The sequence below is a fragment of the Allomesorhizobium camelthorni genome (assembly GCF_011045125.1).
In the GTDB taxonomy this organism is placed as follows: Bacteria; Pseudomonadota; Alphaproteobacteria; order Rhizobiales; family Rhizobiaceae; genus Allomesorhizobium; species Allomesorhizobium camelthorni.
This window is the reverse complement of record NZ_JAAKZF010000222.1, coordinates 1-1,897: the sequence shown is the minus strand read 5'-3', so window position 1 is coordinate 1,897 and position 1,897 is coordinate 1. Positions and strand designations below refer to the sequence as shown.

Here is a 1,897-nt window from a genome sequence, read left to right as displayed (position 1 = left end):
TGAGCGCCCGGTTCCATCGCAACTCCAGTTCGGCCGCGACCAACCGGTTCTCGGGATCGGCCATGTCATATTGCCGGAATGCCCGATCGGCAGCGTAACGCGCCGCTTCAAGGTCACGGTCGAGAGCATCACGAACCTGGTCGCGGCGACTGGCAGCTTGCGCTTCGGCCTCGGCGGCGGCCGCGATGGCACCGGGCTCGACAACCCGCAGAAGAGCTTCCTCGATGGCGTCATCGACACGCAATCCGCCGAATGCGATGCAGCGGGGTTCGGCATTGTCCATCCAGCCGCGGCTGCAGCTGTAGCGCGGAATATGATGCTTCGCTCCGGAGTAGCGGAGCGTCAACTTGCGTCCGCAGCGCCGGCAACGGATCAGCCCGGCGAGGAGCGCACTGCCGTGCTTGGGCGCGCCATGATGCCGGCTCGTGGGTACGTTGTCGCTCACCATCTTGCGGATCGCTTCCGCCCTTTCCCAGCTGACGTAGCCTTCGTGTGTGCCCGGGATTAGCGCCAGCCACTCGTCGCGCGCCTTGCGGCGAGCGCCTGACCGAACGGCGGACATGCCAAATCCCGGCGCGACACGAGTCTTACCATAAGCATAGGCGCCGCCGTAGATCGGGTTCTCGATCATCCGGTGGATGGTCGCATAGTTTGGTCTGCGCCAGATGACATCGCCATTGTTGCGTTTGGCAGGTAAATCCAGTCCATGCTCGAGAAACCAAAGCAGCGCCTGCCGGGCACTGCCGAGTTCGGCGACTCTGTCGAAGATGAGCGTGATGGCCTCCTGCACGCGGCGATCGGGATCCTTCTCCAGCTTGTCGCCGACCTTCACGAAGCCGACTGGGGCAGCGACGACGAGTTCGCCGCGCCGCGCCTTCTCGTAGCGGGCCGAGAGAGAACGCTGTCGCAGAAGATCGAGCTCATATTCGTTGAGGCTGCCCTTCAATCCCAACAGCAGCCGGTCATTGCCCTGACGCGGCGCATAGATCGCCTCCTGGTCGATCAGCACGGTATCGACGACGCGGCACATCTCGATGAGCTGTTGCCAATCACGGCTGTTGCGGGCGAAGCGCGATACCTCCCGCGCTGCAACCGCCCCGACCTTGCCGAGGCAGACTTCGGCCACCATCCGGTCGAATCCGGCGCGCGCGACACCGCCGGCTGCGGAACGACCAAGATCATCATCGACCGTCTCGATGTGAGACCAGCCGAGCGCCGTCAGGCGCTCGCGCATTGCATATTGCAGGGCACTGCTTTCGCGATTGTGCAGAACCTGATGGGGCGAGGATTGCCGCACATACAGGATCGCCTTGCGCTCCAGATGGTGCGGCCTGATCTTCTCATGCATCATGATCCGCCTCCTCCCGTTGCACGGCGCACTCGCCGTCGACGTGGTCGAGGATCAGGCGCACCATCAGCTTTGTCAGCGTCAGGCGCGTCTCTTCCGGCAGCGCCCGCCATGGTGGCATCTGTGCGGTCTCCGGATCCTGCGGGTTGGAGAACAGATCGAACTGGTGTGTCGTGGACTGGCGCGGCATGGACCTCTCCCCGATTCGCGTCGTGAGAAGCCGATGGTGCGCCCGAATCTTGCGATTGCGATGAGGTGCCGGAAATCGTCGCCGCGTCCTGAAGCAATGTCGCCAAGTCTGCCAAAGCGGCAACCTCGACATGGGGAACGGCAGCGATGCGCCAGCCAGTGCTTGCCGCCCGATCAAACATCCAGGCTGGGACCTCCAGCCAGCGATCGAAAGCCCGGCCGGAGAGGCTGCAGCGGAATACGTCCCAAGCCGCCTTCTCGATCACCTCATGAACGTGAACACAACGCCCAGCCCAGGGATGCCATGGGTAAAAAAGCTCGCGTTCCTCGGTCCTGTGGGCGGTGTGTCGTCGTGTTGTA

2 protein-coding genes are annotated in these 1,897 nt (G+C 63.5%); both read right to left on the bottom strand.

Annotation, left to right across the window (positions count from 1 at the left end):
* On the bottom strand, nt 1–1,351 hold a 1,351-nt coding region (locus G6N73_RS35440; protein WP_165034503.1), incomplete at its 3' end, for a recombinase family protein.
* The gene (locus tag G6N73_RS35435; protein ID WP_165034502.1) at nt 1,341–1,538 is read right to left on the bottom strand and encodes a hypothetical protein; all 198 of its coding nucleotides are present in this window, start codon (nt 1,536–1,538) and stop codon (nt 1,341–1,343) included. The genes G6N73_RS35435 and G6N73_RS35440, both read right to left, overlap by 11 nt.
* Nucleotides 1,539–1,897: the final 359 nt, after the last annotated feature.